16 protein-coding genes are annotated in these 14970 nt (G+C 62.2%); 6 read left to right on the plus strand and 10 right to left on the minus strand.

The features are described 5' to 3' along the window. Nucleotides 1-2: 2 nt before the first annotated feature. The 3 genes from P3T21_RS28235 to P3T21_RS28245 form a co-directional block, all read right to left on the minus strand. Nucleotides 3-1706 (minus strand): GMC family oxidoreductase, encoded by a 1704-nt coding sequence (locus P3T21_RS28235; RefSeq protein WP_429259249.1) that lies wholly within the window; start codon nt 1704-1706, stop codon nt 3-5. Beyond that, a complete protein-coding gene (locus P3T21_RS28240) occupies nt 1696-1857 on the minus strand; it encodes a hypothetical protein (RefSeq protein WP_429259250.1) in 162 nt (53 codons plus the stop codon). Before P3T21_RS28240 ends, P3T21_RS28235 begins: the two co-directional genes overlap by 11 nt. 845 nt (nt 1858-2702) lie before the next feature. Continuing rightward, nucleotides 2703-4223, minus strand: coding sequence for a CoA-acylating methylmalonate-semialdehyde dehydrogenase (locus tag P3T21_RS28245; protein WP_429259251.1), 1521 nt, complete (start codon nt 4221-4223; stop codon nt 2703-2705). 130 nt (nt 4224-4353) lie between these two features. On the opposite strand from P3T21_RS28245, the gene P3T21_RS28250 reads away from it, so the two are divergent. Continuing rightward, nucleotides 4354-5253 carry a LysR family transcriptional regulator gene (locus tag P3T21_RS28250; protein WP_429259252.1) on the plus strand — a complete coding sequence of 300 codons (900 nt, stop codon included), beginning with the start codon at nt 4354-4356 and terminating at the stop codon, nt 5251-5253. 184 nt (nt 5254-5437) lie between these two features. Continuing rightward, nucleotides 5438-5974, plus strand: a complete 537-nt coding sequence (locus P3T21_RS28255) for a class IV adenylate cyclase (protein ID WP_429259253.1) — start codon at nt 5438-5440, stop codon at nt 5972-5974. 31 nt (nt 5975-6005) lie between these two features. Here the strand turns inward: P3T21_RS28255 and P3T21_RS28260 are convergent, their stop codons facing one another. Next, a complete protein-coding gene (locus P3T21_RS28260) occupies nt 6006-6497 on the minus strand; it encodes an Lrp/AsnC family transcriptional regulator (RefSeq protein WP_429259254.1) in 492 nt (163 codons plus the stop codon). Nucleotides 6498-6636: 139 nt separating this feature from the next. Between P3T21_RS28260 and phhA the strand changes: the two genes are divergently transcribed. Then, a complete protein-coding gene (phhA, locus tag P3T21_RS28265) occupies nt 6637-7536 on the plus strand; it encodes a phenylalanine 4-monooxygenase (RefSeq protein ID WP_429259255.1) in 900 nt (299 codons plus the stop codon). Between the two features lie 128 nt (nt 7537-7664). After that, nucleotides 7665-7970: a 4a-hydroxytetrahydrobiopterin dehydratase gene (locus tag P3T21_RS28270; protein WP_429259256.1), complete on the plus strand. Its 306-nt coding sequence runs from the start codon at nt 7665-7667 to the stop codon at nt 7968-7970. A gap of 92 nt (nt 7971-8062) precedes the next feature. Here the strand turns inward: P3T21_RS28270 and P3T21_RS28275 are convergent, their stop codons facing one another. Beyond that, a complete protein-coding gene (locus P3T21_RS28275; protein ID WP_429259257.1) occupies nt 8063-8287 on the minus strand; it encodes a DUF3717 domain-containing protein in 225 nt (74 codons plus the stop codon). 117 nt (nt 8288-8404) lie between these two features. On the opposite strand from P3T21_RS28275, the gene P3T21_RS28280 reads away from it, so the two are divergent. Next, a complete protein-coding gene (locus tag P3T21_RS28280; RefSeq protein ID WP_133661401.1) occupies nt 8405-9091 on the plus strand; it encodes a response regulator transcription factor in 687 nt (228 codons plus the stop codon). A gap of 140 nt (nt 9092-9231) precedes the next feature. Continuing rightward, complete coding sequence (locus tag P3T21_RS28285) at nt 9232-10722, plus strand: sensor histidine kinase N-terminal domain-containing protein (protein ID WP_429259258.1); 1491 nt, start codon at nt 9232-9234, stop codon at nt 10720-10722. 35 nt (nt 10723-10757) lie between these two features. Here the strand turns inward: P3T21_RS28285 and P3T21_RS28290 are convergent, their stop codons facing one another. From P3T21_RS28290 to P3T21_RS28310, 5 genes are all read right to left on the minus strand, one after another. Beyond that, the gene (locus P3T21_RS28290; RefSeq protein WP_429259259.1) at nt 10758-11237 is read right to left on the minus strand and encodes an SET domain-containing protein; all 480 of its coding nucleotides are present in this window, start codon (nt 11235-11237) and stop codon (nt 10758-10760) included. A 218-nt stretch (nt 11238-11455) separates the two neighbouring features. Continuing rightward, a complete protein-coding gene (locus tag P3T21_RS28295; RefSeq protein ID WP_429259260.1) occupies nt 11456-12568 on the minus strand; it encodes an NADH:flavin oxidoreductase/NADH oxidase in 1113 nt (370 codons plus the stop codon). A 111-nt stretch (nt 12569-12679) separates the two neighbouring features. Further along, nucleotides 12680-13405, minus strand: a complete 726-nt coding sequence (locus P3T21_RS28300) for an MOSC domain-containing protein (protein ID WP_429259261.1) — start codon at nt 13403-13405, stop codon at nt 12680-12682. Further along, on the minus strand, nt 13402-14118 hold the full coding sequence (locus tag P3T21_RS28305; RefSeq protein WP_429259262.1) for a glutamine amidotransferase: 717 nt from the start codon (nt 14116-14118) through the stop codon (nt 13402-13404). The genes P3T21_RS28300 and P3T21_RS28305 overlap by 4 nt, the downstream gene beginning before the upstream one ends. A 154-nt stretch (nt 14119-14272) precedes the next feature. Next, a complete protein-coding gene (locus P3T21_RS28310; protein ID WP_429259263.1) occupies nt 14273-14911 on the minus strand; it encodes a MarR family winged helix-turn-helix transcriptional regulator in 639 nt (212 codons plus the stop codon). Nucleotides 14912-14970: the final 59 nt, after the last annotated feature.

The following is a 14970-nucleotide window of genomic DNA, read 5'->3' on the forward strand; positions in this document are numbered from 1 at the left end:
TGTCATGCAATAGACACAGTCTGCGGATGGTGTGTCTCCGTTTCGAGACCTGCGAGACGCGCGCGACGATCGGCGCGGATCATGTCGCTCGCGCGCTCGGCGATCATCAGCGTCGGCGAGTTCGTGTTGCCCGAGGTAATGGTCGGCATGACCGACGCATCGACGACGCGCAGGCCATCGACGCCGATCACGCGCAGCCGGTTATCGACGACGGCGGCGGGATCGTCGGCGGTGCCCATCCGGCAGGTCCCGACCGGATGGAAGATGGTTGTGCCGACATTGCCGGCGGCCTGCTGCAATTCTTCTTCGGTCTGGAACTGGATGCCCGGCAGGATTTCTTCGGGGCGATAGCGCGCGAGCGCAGGTGCGGCTGCGATACGGCGCGTGAGACGCATCGCGTTGGCGGCGACGCGGCGGTCGTAATCGGTGGAGAGATAGTTTGGCGCGATGAGCGGCGGCGCATGCGGATCATTGGATTCGATGTGGATGCTGCCACGCGACGTCGGCCGCAACTGACACACAGAAGCGGTAAACGCGTTGAACCGGTGCAGCGGCTCGCCGAAGCGATCGAGCGACAGCGGCTGCACGTGATACTCGAGATCGGGCCGCGTAATCGAGGGATCGTCGGAATTCGACTTTGCGAACGCACCGAGTTGCGACGGCGACATCGACATCGGGCCGCTTTGCAGCAGCAGATATTGCAGGCCGATCATCAGCTTGCCCCACCAGTGCGCGGACGCCGTGTTGAGCGTGCGCACGCCGCTGACCTTATAAGCCATGCGCAACTGCAAGTGATCCTGCAGGTTTTCACCGACGCCGCGCAGGTCGTGCACAACATCGATGCCGAGGTTTTGCAGACGCGCGCCGTTACCGATGCCGGAGAGTTCGAGCAATTGCGGCGAATTGACCGCGCCCGAACAGAGCACGACTTCGCAGCGTGCCTTTGCGATGAAGTCGGTGTCGCCGCCACGATATTCGACGCCGGTGCAGCGACGGCCTTCGAAGACGAGGCGTTGTGTGAGCGCACCGGTGATGATGGTGAGATTCGGGCGTTGCATTGCCGGGCGCAGGAAGGCTTTCGATGCGTTCCAGCGGATGCCGCGTTTCTGGTTGACGTCGAAGTAGCCGACGCCGGTGTTGTCACCGCGGTTGAAATCATCGGTAGCGGGGATGCCGGTTTGCTGCGCGGCCTGCGCGAAGGTTTCGAGCACTTTCCATTTTAGCCGCTGCTTTTCGACGCGCCACGGGCCGCCTGCGCCGTGTGATTCACTGGCGCCGCCGTGATAGTCCTCGCTGCGTTTGAAGACTGGCAATACGTTTTGCCATGCCCACGATGGGTCGTTCGTGACGCGTGCCCAGTCGTCATAGTCTTCGCGCTGGCCGCGCATGTAGATCATGCCGTTGATCGACGAGCTGCCTCCTAGCACGCGTCCGCGTGGGTAAGAGAGGGTGCGGCCGTTCAGGCCGGTTTCTGGTTGCGTTTTGTAGAGCCAGTCAGTGCGCGGGTTGCCAATGCAGTAGAGGTAGCCTACCGGCACGTGGATCCAGTGGTAGTCGTCCTTGCCGCCTGCCTCTAACAGTAGGACTTTTACTTCTGGGTCTTCGCTCAGGCGGTTCGCCAGAACGCAGCCCGCTGTGCCCGCGCCGATTACGATGTAGTCGAATTCGCCTTCGAGTGTGCGGGGGGTTGTTGATTCATGGTTCATGATGGTCACCCAGTGGCTCCTTGGCCGTGTCGCCGTTCACGACATAACGGTTGGGTTTTTGCTTTTTTGCTTTTTGCTTTTTTCCCTTGTCTTGCTTTGGTGTGTTTGCTTTTGCCTTCGGACTGTTTCGTTGGCCTTTCCTTGTATTCATGTCGGTCTATTGGCCTCGCCCCTGTGCGGGGCGGCACCTACTTTTCTTTGTCCTTGCCAAAGAAAAGTAGGCAAAAGAAAGGCGCCGAAAACTCGTCCGTTCCGGGGTGTGTCGCTACCGGGGAATGGCACCCCATGAAGTGTCGCCCCCACATTTCATGTGGCCTTGGTCCGCACACGAGACCATCCCCCGCACAGCACCGCCAGTGACAAAGCAATCATTCACCCGCCTCCGCGCTACGCGCGTCGCCGACCTGCATAACCTTCAAGCACGTCCGTCCTAGCCTCAACCGTTTCGTCTTCACCCCCGTCAAGCCTCCGCACTCTTACCACCTTGGACCGCCCGAGACCTTGAGACTTTGAGGTCCTGGGTCTTGGATCTTGAGCTTTTGAGCTTTTGAGCTTTTGAGCTTTTGAGCTTTTGAGCTTTTGAGCTTTTGAGCTTTTGAGCTTTTGGGGCCTTCCGTCTTTCCGCAGTTCAGTGCATGTTCCTTTTTCGACGACCGGTCCAGCGACGCTTGCGTCATGACGTCGAGGTACCGGCATCCGTATCATCCGCGCCGCGACGCACGTAGTGCGGAGTGGGATGGATGACTGCCTTGTCACATGTGTGACTCACGCGCTGGATCAGATCGTGCGCGGACCACGGTCGCGCGAAGTGCGGGGGAGACACCTCATGGGGTGCCATTCCCCGCGTGCGACGCAACCCGGAACGGACGACATTTCGGCGCCTTTCTTTTGCCTACTTTTCTTTGGCAAGGACAAAGAAAAGTAGGTGCCGCCCCGCACAGGGGCGACGCCAATAGACCAACACCAAAGCAAGGAAAGGCCAACAACAACAAACCCTTACTTAGCCACCGGCATCGTAAACTCAGCGCCCTTGGCAATACTGTCCGGCCACCGCTGCATGATGCTCTTGTATCGCGTATAGAACCTCACACCTTCTTCACCATAGGCATGGTGATCGCCGAACAACGACCGCTTCCACCCACCAAAAGAATGCCAGGCCATCGGCACAGGAATGGGCACATTAATCCCGACCATCCCGATCTGGATCTGCCGCGAAAAAGCACGGGCCACACCGCCGTCAGAGGTAAACAACGACACCCCATTAGCAAACTCATTCGAGTTGATCAACTCAACTGCAGAAGCAAAATCCGGCACCCGCACCACACACAACACCGGACCAAAAATCTCTTCCTTATAAATCGTCATGTCGGTCTTCACATCATCGAACAAGGTCCCGCCAAGGAAGAACCCCTGCTCGTGACCCTCGACCTGATGTCCACGTCCATCGACGACCAGCTTCGCGCCAGCAGCAACACCCGCATCAATATATCCCGCCACCTTCGCGCGATGCGCGCCCGTCACGAGCGGCCCCATCTCGGCCTCTGAATCCATCCCGTTGCGAATCTTCAGCGTCTCCACCCGTGGCGTAAGACGCTCGATCAACTCGTCAGCGATGTGACCCACTGCAACCGCCACCGAAATCGCCATGCAACGCTCGCCCGCCGATCCGTACGCGGCGCCGATCAATGCATCGACGGCCTGATCAAGATCCGCATCGGGCATCACGACCAGATGATTCTTCGCACCGCCCAGCGCCTGCACCCGCTTGCCGCGCTTCGTGCCTTCCGTATAGATGTATTCGGCAATCGGCGTCGAACCCACAAACGAAAGCGCGCTCACGTCCGGATGTTGAAGCAGCGCGTCGACAGCCACCTTGTCGCCATGTACGACGTTGAACACGCCATCCGGCAAGCCCGCTTCCTTCATCAGTTCGGCCAGCCGGATCGACGCCGACGGATCGCGCTCCGATGGCTTCAGCACAAACGTATTCCCGCACGCGATCGCAACCGGGAACATCCAGCACGGCACCATCATCGGAAAATTGAACGGCGTCACGCCCGCAACCACACCCAGCGATTGACGCAGGTTCCAGTTGTCGATACCGCCGCCGATCTGGTCAGTGAAATCGGTCTTCAGCAGATTCGGAATACCACACGCGAATTCAACGATCTCGATGCCGCGCATCACCTCGCCCTTCGCGTCCGAAAATACCTTGCCGTGTTCACGCGTGATGAGTTCAGCCAGCTCATCGTGGTGACGGTCGAGCAGTTCCTTGAACTTGAACAGAACACGCGCACGCTTGATCGGCGCCGTCTCGCTCCACGCCGGATACGCCGCCTTCGCCGCAGCCACAGCCGCATCGACTTCCGCGACGCTCGCGAGCGGCACGCGCGCGCTCACCGTGCCCAGTGCCGGGTTGAATACGTCGGCGAAGCGGTCGCTTTTGCCTTCAGTGGCGCGGCCGTTGATAACGTGCGTCAGCGCGCGCACGCGTGCGCCTTGATCTGTCTCGCTCATGTCATTCCTCTTCGGTGAATATCGGTACTCGCGGTTTGCATACGCGGCTGATCGAAGCGTAAACGTCCTTCGTCTCGAAAATCCAATGAGTAATGCTCAATTGCGGTATAAGGCGCGCTAATATCAGGATATGGACCTGACTCTGCTCCGGGCATTCGTCACCGTCGCGCGCGAGGGCAATCTCACGCGCGCGGCCGTGCAGCTGCACCTGACCCAACCCGCCGTCAGCCTGCAGATCAAGCATCTGCAGGAGACGCTCGGCGTGTCGCTTTTCACGCGGACGTCGCACGGACTCACGCTCACCCGCGATGGTCAGGCGTTGCTGCCGCACGCCGAACGGGCGCTCACCGCCGCCAGCGACGTGCAGCGCGCAGCCGCCACGCTGCGCCACGAAGTGCGCGGCCGGCTGCGTATCGGGACGATCCTCGATCCGCAGTTCCTGCGGCTTGGCGGCTTTCTGAAACAGCTCGTGGAAACCTGGCCGCAAATCGAAACCGCGCTGCGGCACGGCATGTCGGGCTGGGTGCGCGACCAGATCCTCGCGCGCGAACTGGACGTCGGTTACTACATCGGCCAGCCGTCGGAAGACGATAGCCGCAGCGAAGCGGCGTTTCACGTTGTCACGCTCACGCACTTCCAGTACCGCGTGCTTGCGCCGCCGGGCTGGAAAGACCGCGTCAAGGGCGCGCGCGACTGGCGTGCTCTCGCCGCGCTGCCGTGGATCTGGACGCCGCCCGCGTCCGCGCACAACCGGCTGCTGTCGCATCTGTTCGACGAGGCTGGCGTGAAACCGGTCAAGGTGGCCGAGGTCGACCAGGAGCCGTCGATGCTCGACCTCGTCAAATCGGGCGTTGGCCTGTCGCTCGCCCGCGACGCCACCGCCATCGCCGAAGCGCACGCCCACGCGCTGACGATCGTCGACGGCATCACGGTGCCCACCGAGCTCACGTTCATCAGCCTCGCCAGCCGCAAGGACGAACCGGCCATCGCCGCCGCCATGAAACTGATCGAGCAGCAATGGACGATATGAGCGCAGCTCATGACAGCCGTCGCTGCGAACGTTGACGTAACGACACCGTCACGTGCTTTTTGCTAGATTCGAGTCTTGCGCACCGCGCAACGCCCGCCTTCTGACTTTCCGCTGGTCCATCTCGACGCGCTTCGATGCACGACCTGAAGCCGTCGCCCGCCCTATCTTTCGACAGGAGTCTCACATGGCACGCAACATCGAGATCAAAGCCCGCGCCCGGCAATTCGACGAACTGCGCGAACGCGCCGCGCAGCTTTCGCCGGACGCGCCGCTGATCTTCCGCCAGCAGGACTTCTTCTACGACGTGCCGCGCGGCCGTCTGAAACTGCGTCAGTTCGACGATGGCACGCCCGCCGAACTGATCTTCTATCAACGCGACGACCGCGACGGCCCGAAGGCGTCGTACTACACACGCAGCCCGGTCACGAACGCCGAAGCGATGCACTCGCTGCTGGCCACGGCCCTGACCACGCGTGGTATCGTCACGAAGGAACGCCACGTGTATCTGATCGGGCGCACGCGGATTCATCTGGATCGCGTCGACGGTCTGGGCGACTTCATCGAACTCGAAGTTGTGCTCGCGCAGGATGACGATGAGGAGGGCGGCGAAGCCGAGGCGCACGCGATGTTCGCGAAGCTCGGGGTGCCGGAATCGGATCTGGTGGCGGTCGCCTACGTGGATCTGCTCAACCCGGAGAGCGAACCGCTGAAGGTGGGCTGAGCTGGCCTGCGCAGCAGCGAAACGCCCGCGCTCAGGCGGCGGGCGCGCCCGGCGACAGATGGCCGAGCGGTAATGGCCCGTTGCGCTTGAAGGTCGTGAGTACGATGTTGGAGCGCACGCTGTCGACGCCGGGCACACGCATCAGCTTCTTCATCACGAACGACGAAAGCGCGTTCAGATCGGGCGCCACGATCCGCAGCAGATAATCCGCATCACCGACGACGGCGTGGCACTCCAGCACCTCCGGCAGCACGTCGAGCTGCTGCTGGAACTGTTCGATGATCGAATCGCCGTGGTGCTTCAGTTTCAGGCTGGTAAAGGCGGTGACGCCGAGCCCGAGCTTCTCGGGCCGCAACACGACGCGATAGCCGTCGATCACACCCGTCGATTCGAGCCGCTGCAACCGCCGGCCGATCTGCGACGGCGACAGCGGAATCTGCTCGCCAAGCTGCTGGTGCGTGGCGCGCCCGAAGCGCTGCAGCACTTCTAGAAGCGCCAGATCGAAGTGATCCAGTTCGAGCATGATCATTCTCCGCATTGAATTGCTGTTTGATGCACGATTATTGCATATCTACGACCGGTAACGCCATCATTGCGCCCTTTCCGCGTGTTCGCCGCTCTACACTTGCAGACATCCTCACTCTGCAGCAACGCGCATCTTCATGTCGACGGCCAGCACCGCAAAACTCAAGGAACAGTTCGACGCCGGTCTTGAAACCCGCGCCGATTTCACCATCGATCAGCCGATGCATCGCTACGGCGCCGTCGATCACGCGGTGTGGAAGCAGCTTTATAAACGTCAGACAGCGCTGCTTAAGGGCCGCGTCTGCGATGAATTCCTGGCAGGCGTGGCGCAGCTGAACCTGCCGGCGGAACGGGTGCCGTCGTTTGATGCCATCAACGCGCAACTGACGCCCGCCACCGGCTGGCAGATCGTCGCCGTGCCGGGTCTCGTGCCAGATCGCGTTTTCTTCGAGCATCTGGCGAACCGGCGGTTTCCGGTCACCTGGTGGATGCGTCGACCCGACCAGCTCGACTATCTGCAGGAACCGGACTGCTTTCACGACCTGTTCGGCCACGTGCCGCTGCTGATCAATCCTGTCTTCGCCGACTACATGCACGCCTACGGCCGCGCGGCGCTCGCCGCCAGCGACGCCGGCGCGCTGCCGCTACTCGCGCGTCTCTACTGGTACACGGTCGAATTCGGCCTGATCCGCGATGCGGCGAGCCCCAACGGCGTGAAAATCTACGGCGCGGGCATCGTGTCGAGCAAGGGCGAGACGCTATACAGCCAGCTAAGCGACGCGCCGAACCGCATCGGCTTCGATCTGGAACGCGTGATGCAGACGCGCTACCGGATCGACACGTTCCAGAAAACGTACTTTGTCATTGATGACTTCGCCCAGCTGTTCGACGTCGCGCGTACCGACTTTGCGCCGCTGCTCGCGAAACTCGTCGATCAACCCGCGCTCGCTGCCGGCGGGATATGCGACGTGCGAGACGCCGGCCGCATCATCACGCGCGGCACGCAGGAAGGCTGGGAGGCCGAAGGCGACGTCTGACCGGTGCTGCCGCACGGCAGCCGGCGCCGCGATCAGCAGCGCATCCGCATCCGTGAAAAAATAGTCCGATACACGCGTGCCGTGCCGCAGCGGGGACGCGCGTACAACCCGGCTAACGAGGTATTCCGATGATCCAGAAACTGACTTCCGAAGCACGCGCAACGCAGCTCAGCCATCTGGACGGCTGGCAGGTCGCGAGCGGTCGCGACGCGATCCAGCGTCAGTTCCAGTTCGCCGACTTCAACGAGGCGTTCGGCTTCATGACTCGCGTCGCGATCAAGGCGCAGGAGATGGACCACCATCCCGAGTGGTTCAACGTCTACAACAAGGTGGACATCACGCTGTCGACGCACGAGGTGAACGGCGTCACGGAGCGCGACATCGCCATGGCCCGTTTCATCGACGGAATCGCGAAACCGGCACAGCACGAATGATGCAGGGAAAATGGCAACGAGACAGGGAAAACCCGCCCGAACACGTCTGATGAAAGGGTTTTGCAGGTATTCAGGCTACCAAACCTTCACTTCTACAGGCCGTTCTTAAGGCGCACGTAAGAATCCCACGCTTCGCGGGCAATCGCGTCCAATCGTTCCGGTTCGAGCCAGGTCGCTCGCTGTACAATCATCTGCGCATACGGCCTGGAGAGCGCGCTTGCCTCCTTGCACAGGCTGAGTTCGTCGCCGCTCGAAGGTGAGCGGCTGCGCCAGAAGTTGATCGCAGCTTCGAGTTCGTTGATCGTAATGACGGACATGACTTTCGTGATCATTCGATGGCCGCATCGCACGGCAACGCCGCACAAGCTGTGCAGCAGGCGCTCCGGCGAACGCATGCACGAAACGCCTAAACCCATTGTACTTGAGCGAAATCCATGCGACTCCTTCTGATCGAAGATGACCGCCCCATCGCACGCGGCATCCAAAGTAGCCTCGAACAAGCCGGCTTCACGGTCGACATGGTCCACGACGGTATCTTCGCCGAACAGGCTCTCACGCAAAACCGTCACGAACTCGTGATCCTCGATCTGGGCCTGCCCGGCATCGACGGCATGACGCTGCTCTCGCGCTTCCGCCAGAGCAACCGCCACACGCCGGTGATCGTGCTGACCGCGCGCGACGAGTTGAACGACCGCGTTCAGGGCCTCAATTCCGGCGCCGACGACTACATGCTGAAGCCATTCGAACCCGCCGAACTCGAAGCGCGTATCCGCGCGGTGATGCGCCGCAGCGGCCCGCACGGCGACATGCCGCGTCCGGAAGTTTCGCTGGGCGGCGTGCGTCTGTCGGGCGTCGACCGCCGCATCTTCAACGACGACAAGCCGCTCGAACTGTCGCCGCGCGAATTCGCGGTGCTCGAAATGCTGCTGCTGCGCCATGGCCGCGTGGTGAGCAAGGCGCAACTGCAGGATCACCTGACGCACTTCGGCGGCGATCTCGGCGATACGGCGATCGAAGTCTATGTGCACCGGGTGCGCAAAAAGCTCGAAGCCTGCCGCGTGGAAATCGTCACGGTGCGTGGCTTTGGGTATCTGCTGCAGGAAATCCGTCAGGCCGCGTAACCGCGTGTTTCACCCGGTGGCCTGATACGGCCGGGCCTTCGCCGTCGGGCACCTTTTTGTCGAGATGCCCATCGGCGCCCGGCTTTTTTCGCGGACGAGGAGTAATCTGATCCGCGTTGATCCTTTTTGCGCGTTCGACCATGCCCCATCCGGTCGCGAACAGCCTGCGGCGCTCGCTGCTGCGCCGCCTCGCTGCTCCCCTTTCGCTGCTCGCGCTGATGAGCGGCCTCATCGCTTACTGGCTTGCATGGCAGTACACGCAGCACGTCGTCGACCGTTCCCTCGCTGACCTCGCCACCGCCATCTCGCGGCAGGTGCAGATCGCCGGACCCGACGCGCCCATTACCGTGCCGCCGCTCGCGCAGGCGATGTTCTCCGATCCGGTCGAACAGCTCGTCTACCGCATCAGCAACGGCGAAACCGAAATTGCCGGCGATCCCAAGCTGCCGCTGCAAGGTACCAGTGTGCGACGCATGCACTACGCGTATGTGTTCGAGACGCAGCACGAAGGCACGAGCGTGCGCGTCGCGCAGGTCCGCGTGAACCAGCCACAGGGCAATCCGATCGTCGTCGAGGTCGGCCAGCCGGTCCATCATCGCTTCCGCATTGCCGCCGAGTTTCTCGTCGCGATCATGATGCCCCTGCTGTTGCTGCTGCTTGCCGGCTGGGTGATCGTGTGGCGCGTCGTGAACCAGCAGCTCAATCCGCTCACCGATCTCGCCGATTCGCTGAACCGGCAGACGCACACGTCACTTGAACCGGTCGACGAAACGTTTGTGCCGATCGAAATCCGGCCGCTCACGAGCGCACTGAATGGTCTTCTCGACCGCCTGAAAACCGCGCTCGATGGGCAGCGCAAATTCATCGCCGACGCCGCGCATCAGCTTCGCACGCCGCTAACCGCAGTGAAACTGCACGCCGAGCAGGCCGCCATTGCGCGTGAACCGAAGCAGGTGCTGGTCGCCGTGCGCGAACTGCGCGCGGCCGCAGATCGTGCAGTGCGCCTGTCGAACCAGTTGTTGTCGCTCGCGCGTGCGGAGCCAGGCGAACAGGCCGCGCGTTTCATGAACGTCGATATGGCCGCGCTCGCGTTCGAAACCGGTGCGGAATGGGTACCGCGAGCGCTTGCGGTCCACGTCGATCTGGGCTTCCAGCGCCTGGACGACCCGGCTAACGACCGTCCGCTGATCGCGCGCGGCAATCCGGTGCTGCTGCACGAAGTGTTCGCCAACCTGCTCGACAATGCGCTCAAATATGTGCCGCCCACGCGCTACGACGGCGGCCGCATCACGGTCAGCGTGTCACAGGTTATCGACGACGGCCGCGCGATGGCGGAAATCATCGTCGAAGATAACGGCGCGGGCGTGCCGCCCAGGCAGCAGGCGGAACTGTTCAAACGGTTTTTCCGCGGCGATGGACAAAGCGACACGGGCGTCGACGGGGGCGCCGGTCTGGGTCTCGCGATTGTTCACGACATCATGGTGCTGCACGGCGGCGACGTGCACTACGAAGATGCTGCCGACGGTGGCGCGCGTTTCATCGTGCGCATTCCAGTCGTCGCGGGCAGCGTGCAAGATGCACCCGGCCGCGCGACAAAAAAATCGGCGCACCAGGCGCCGATCGATATGTGATGTCTGGCGGGCGCGCGTCACGCGCGGCCCGTCGCTCACTTTTTCTTCTTCGCTTTCCTCTCAGGCTTGTCCGGAACGGCCAGCATCGTGCCGCGGCATTTGCGTGCGCCGCAGCGGCATTCGTATTCCTTCTTCAGCTTCTTCGTCTGACGCGCGTCGATCACGAGGCCGTAGTCGTAGAACAGTTCTTCGCCAGCTTCGATGTCACGCAGCGCGTGGACGTACACGTGGCCGTCGATTTCTTCAGCTTCGCAGTTCGGCGCGCATGAGTGGTTGATCCAGCGCGCGCTGTTGCCATCGACCTTGCCGTCGATCACGTGGCCGCTATCGAGCGCGAAATAGAACGTGTGATTCGGTTCGTCCGGATTGTGCGGGTGACGACGCAGTGCTTCCTTCCACGTGATCCGCTCACCCTTGTATTCGATCAGTCGTTCGCCGGCAGCAATCGCTTCCACGGCAAATACGCCTTTGCCGTGCACACCCGAGCGGCGCACAGCGATCCTGCGTGAACTCATTGAATGAATCCTTGTGAAGAACTGGAGGTGAACATGCGGTTGCTCCCGTGGGTCATGCCAGGAACCTGCCGGTTTTTCTGACGCGGATAGCAAACGCGGCGCCATACCGGCGCCGCGTAGTCCTGCGACGCCCATGCGCCACAACCGGCATCGTACACGTTAGAGACGACTTCGTTCAACCGTCAAAAACCATCCGATGTTCTTCTTCTTCGTTGTGATCAGCGCTGCCCGAGCGTTGTCTCTCCAAATAGCGCCTTCTCGTCGCGCGGTTGCGAGCGCCAGTATTGCGGCGGCGCCTCGACGGTCGCACCGAGCTGCGCGGCCGCGTGCCACGGCCAGCGCGGATCGTAGAGCATCGCGCGGGCCATCGCGATGAGATCGGCATCGCCCGCTTCGATCAGTCCGTTGGCATGCTGCGGATCGGTAATCAGACCGACCGCGATCGTCGTGAGGCCCGTCGCCTCCTTCACGGCCTGTGCAAACGGCACCTGATAACCGGGCTCGAGCGGAATCTTCTGCAACGGCGACACACCGCCCGACGATACGTCAATCCAGTCGCAGCCGCGCTTCTTCAGTTCATGCGCGAAGGCGATGGTGTCTTCAAGCAGGATGCCGCCATCGACCCAATCGGTCGCCGACACGCGCACACCGACTGGTTTGTCGGCGGGAAATGCAGCGCGCACGATATCGATGATTTCCAGCGGAAAACGCCAGCGGTTTTCGCGCGAGCCGCCGTAGTCGTCGGTGCGTTGATTCGCGATCGGCGACAAAAACTGATGCAACAGATAGCCGTGCGCCGCGTGGATTTCGAGCGCATCGATGCCGAGCCGCGCCGCGCGACGCGCCGATGCAGCAAACGCTTCGCGGATCCGGTTGAGTCCTGCATTGTCGAGCGCCAGCGGCGGCTCTTCGCCGGCCTTGTGCGGCAACGCCGACGGTGCGTGAGGTAACCAGCCACCTTCAGACACCGGAATCAGCTGGCCACCCTCCCATGGCACATGACTCGACGCCTTGCGGCCGGCATGCGAAAGCTGCATCGCGACGGGCACATGTGAATGCTTGCGGATCGCTGCGAGCACCGGCTTGAGCGCGGCTTCGGTGACGTCGTCCCACAAACCGAGATCACCGGGCGTGATGCGCCCATCCGGTTCGACAGCGGTCGCTTCGATGCAAAGCAGACCTGCGCCGGAAAGCGCGAGGTGGCCCAGATGGATCATGTGCCATTCGTTGGCCTCGCCGCGCCAGGCGGAATACTGGCACATCGGGGACACGACGATACGGTTACGGAGCGTCACGCTACGCAGCGTGAGCGGAGAAAATAGCGCGCTCATAGGTTCTCGCGAGGGAGGACAAAGAGCGATCGAGCATAGCACCGCGTTTCTTCTGCTGCTGGCAGGCGGCCGCCCAGAAAGCCGACTGAAACCTGAACGCCGGGTAAGACTTCAGGTGTCCTGCTTCTGGCTTACCGGCGTATCGAGACGGCTCGACCAGGATTCGACCTTGCCGCTCGCGAGCCGCTTCGATGCGGTCGCGCGCCACGAAGGCGTCAGGGTGTCGAGATTCGCCATGCCCTCGAGCGCGCCCCGATCGTCACGATCGACGTACAGCACGCGCAACAGACGCTCGACGGTCCAGCCCGGATGCGGCCGCGCCAGCCGTTCGATCGTATCGCCTGCGCCGATCTCGCCGGCTTCGAGCACGCGGTAATACCAGCCCGTGCGACGCGTATCCTGCACACGACGCGACATGTCATCGCGCCCAAAACGCAGGTTCAGTTTCCAGCAGGGTTGTCGCGGCTGCGAGACCTGCACGAGTGCGCCACCCATCCGGTACACGTCACCGACGCACACCGTCGCTTCAGTCATGCCCAGTGTGCTGATGTTTTCACCGAACGCGCCACGAGTGTCGAGCCGTGTCAGGCCATCGCGCGCCACCGACCATTCATCGCGCCAGACGGCATAGTGATCGAACGCGTAGTGAAGGAGCGCCTTTTCCGGGCCGCCGTGATGTTTGCGCTCGGCCTGCTCGTCACCGTCGAGGCCCGTTTCGCCGAGCCACACGCGACGGTCGACCTGTACCTTGCCGATCGCGCTCTGCTTGCCGTTGTCACCGAGCGGCGCAACGACGCCCGTCAGCACGGCATCGACACGAAACACCGTATCGCTCATGGTCTGGCCTCGACCTGATCCAGCCATTCGCCGAACATTTTGCGCGACGCCTCTTCGAGACGCGGACCCAGGCGGGCCGTATCCGCTCGCAACTGCAATACGTCGACGCCAACCGTTCCGCCGATTTCCGACGCGTTACCGATCAGCCACGGCTCGAAGCGGTCGGCACGAATTTCCGGATGACATTGCAGACCGAGCACATGCCTGCCCCACGCAAATGCCTGATTTTCACAAATCGGCGTGGAGGCAAGACGCGTCGCGCCTTCGGGAAGATCGAAGGTATCGCCGTGCCAGTGCAGCATCGACGTGTGTGCGCCGTCCAGATGACGAACGGGCGATGCATGACCCGCCCCGGTAAGCGTCAGCGGACTCCAGCCAATCTCTGGCTGCGGGCCTGCGTAGACCCGCGCACCCAGCACCCGCGCGATCAGTTGCGCGCCGAGGCAGATGCCGAGCGTCGGCAAACCGGCGGCAATGCGCCGTTCGATCATCGACACGAGCGGCACCAGTGTCGGATACCGTGCGTCGTCGCACGCGTTGATCGGACCGCCAAGGATGACCATTAGCGAAGGTGCAACCGGGTCGGGCGCCTCGATGCGTCCAACGCCAACGTCGAGATAACGCACCGGACGCCCGCGCTCGCCGAGCACAAGCTCGAAGCTGCCCAGATCTTCGAAGTGCACATGGCGGATGGCCAGAACTTCGTGATTCATCGGCAGGTCCTGTTCTCGAGGTTGACTCGAAGTTGACTTTAAGAGCGCCGGGGCATGCCTTGACGTACCCGCTGCAGCACAGACCGGATCGCCCGGTAAGAAGCAGAAGCTTCCGGACGGACGATCCCTGCCCTGCGGCCCGGCGAACTGACGCTTACTGCGCGAAGATCTTCCAGATCTTCTTCTGCGTCGCGACGTCGGCGGTTTCGTGCACTGCGCAATCCAGACGCACGTCCGTGTCCGCCATCTTCAACTCGAGCAGCATGCAGTAGTGCGGCGTCTTCTTCGGATTCCTGCTCGGTTCGAAGTGCGTGCACGACAGGCACATGCGGTGCGGAGGAATGGTTTCCTGCGCTTCCAGCTGATGGATTGTCTTCAGCAGCGTGCGATAGAACACGGCCTGCTCGTCTACCTTCAGCGTACCAACGGCCTTCGCCAGAAAATCCGGCCATTGCGCTGCGCGCTTCGCCGCAGTACGGCCGCGCGCAGTGAGACGCACGGCCAGTGCGCGACCGTCGTCCAGCGCGCGACGTTTTTCGACAAGACCCTTGCCTTCGAGCGTGCTGACTGCGTCGCTCGTTGTGGCTGCGGTCAAAGCCGTTTCACGTGCAATTTCGCCGAGACGCATCGGACCCTTGCGTTGCATCAGCAAAACGAGAATTTCACCCTGGGTCGGGGTGAGACCCGCACCTTCCGCCCATTCCCATGCCTGGCTCCGCATGGCCGTGCTCAGTCGCAGCAGGGTGTGGGTCACCCGCCCGGTTGCCTGCTCTCCGTAGACGCCTTCGCTCATAATCTTTCGTTCGTTGTTGACAGCAAGCTGCCACGTGGTCGGCCGTCGGCGATATACAC

The sequence above is a fragment of the Paraburkholderia sp. GAS334 genome, from assembly GCF_050436625.1.
In the GTDB taxonomy this organism is placed as follows: domain Bacteria; phylum Pseudomonadota; class Gammaproteobacteria; order Burkholderiales; family Burkholderiaceae; genus Paraburkholderia.

What these genes read in the sequence shown, in the direction of transcription:
- P3T21_RS28235 (WP_429259249.1), bottom strand. Translation starts at nt 1,706, where the DNA reads ATGAACCATGAATCAACAACCCCCCGCACACTCGAAGGCGAATTCGAC.
- P3T21_RS28240 (WP_429259250.1), bottom strand. Translation starts at nt 1,857, where the DNA reads ATGAATACAAGGAAAGGCCAACGAAACAGTCCGAAGGCAAAAGCAAAC.
- P3T21_RS28245 (WP_429259251.1), bottom strand. Translation starts at nt 4,223, where the DNA reads ATGAGCGAGACAGATCAAGGCGCACGCGTGCGCGCGCTGACGCACGTT.
- P3T21_RS28250 (WP_429259252.1), top strand. Translation starts at nt 4,354, where the DNA reads ATGGACCTGACTCTGCTCCGGGCATTCGTCACCGTCGCGCGCGAGGGC.
- P3T21_RS28255 (WP_429259253.1), top strand. Translation starts at nt 5,438, where the DNA reads ATGGCACGCAACATCGAGATCAAAGCCCGCGCCCGGCAATTCGACGAA.
- P3T21_RS28260 (WP_429259254.1), bottom strand. Translation starts at nt 6,497, where the DNA reads ATGCTCGAACTGGATCACTTCGATCTGGCGCTTCTAGAAGTGCTGCAG.
- phhA (WP_429259255.1), top strand. Translation starts at nt 6,637, where the DNA reads ATGTCGACGGCCAGCACCGCAAAACTCAAGGAACAGTTCGACGCCGGT.
- P3T21_RS28270 (WP_429259256.1), top strand. Translation starts at nt 7,665, where the DNA reads ATGATCCAGAAACTGACTTCCGAAGCACGCGCAACGCAGCTCAGCCAT.
- P3T21_RS28275 (WP_429259257.1), bottom strand. Translation starts at nt 8,287, where the DNA reads ATGTCCGTCATTACGATCAACGAACTCGAAGCTGCGATCAACTTCTGG.
- P3T21_RS28280 (WP_133661401.1), top strand. Translation starts at nt 8,405, where the DNA reads ATGCGACTCCTTCTGATCGAAGATGACCGCCCCATCGCACGCGGCATC.
- P3T21_RS28285 (WP_429259258.1), top strand. Translation starts at nt 9,232, where the DNA reads ATGCCCCATCCGGTCGCGAACAGCCTGCGGCGCTCGCTGCTGCGCCGC.
- P3T21_RS28290 (WP_429259259.1), bottom strand. Translation starts at nt 11,237, where the DNA reads ATGAGTTCACGCAGGATCGCTGTGCGCCGCTCGGGTGTGCACGGCAAA.
- P3T21_RS28295 (WP_429259260.1), bottom strand. Translation starts at nt 12,568, where the DNA reads ATGAGCGCGCTATTTTCTCCGCTCACGCTGCGTAGCGTGACGCTCCGT.
- P3T21_RS28300 (WP_429259261.1), bottom strand. Translation starts at nt 13,405, where the DNA reads ATGAGCGATACGGTGTTTCGTGTCGATGCCGTGCTGACGGGCGTCGTT.
- P3T21_RS28305 (WP_429259262.1), bottom strand. Translation starts at nt 14,118, where the DNA reads ATGAATCACGAAGTTCTGGCCATCCGCCATGTGCACTTCGAAGATCTG.
- P3T21_RS28310 (WP_429259263.1), bottom strand. Translation starts at nt 14,911, where the DNA reads ATGAGCGAAGGCGTCTACGGAGAGCAGGCAACCGGGCGGGTGACCCAC.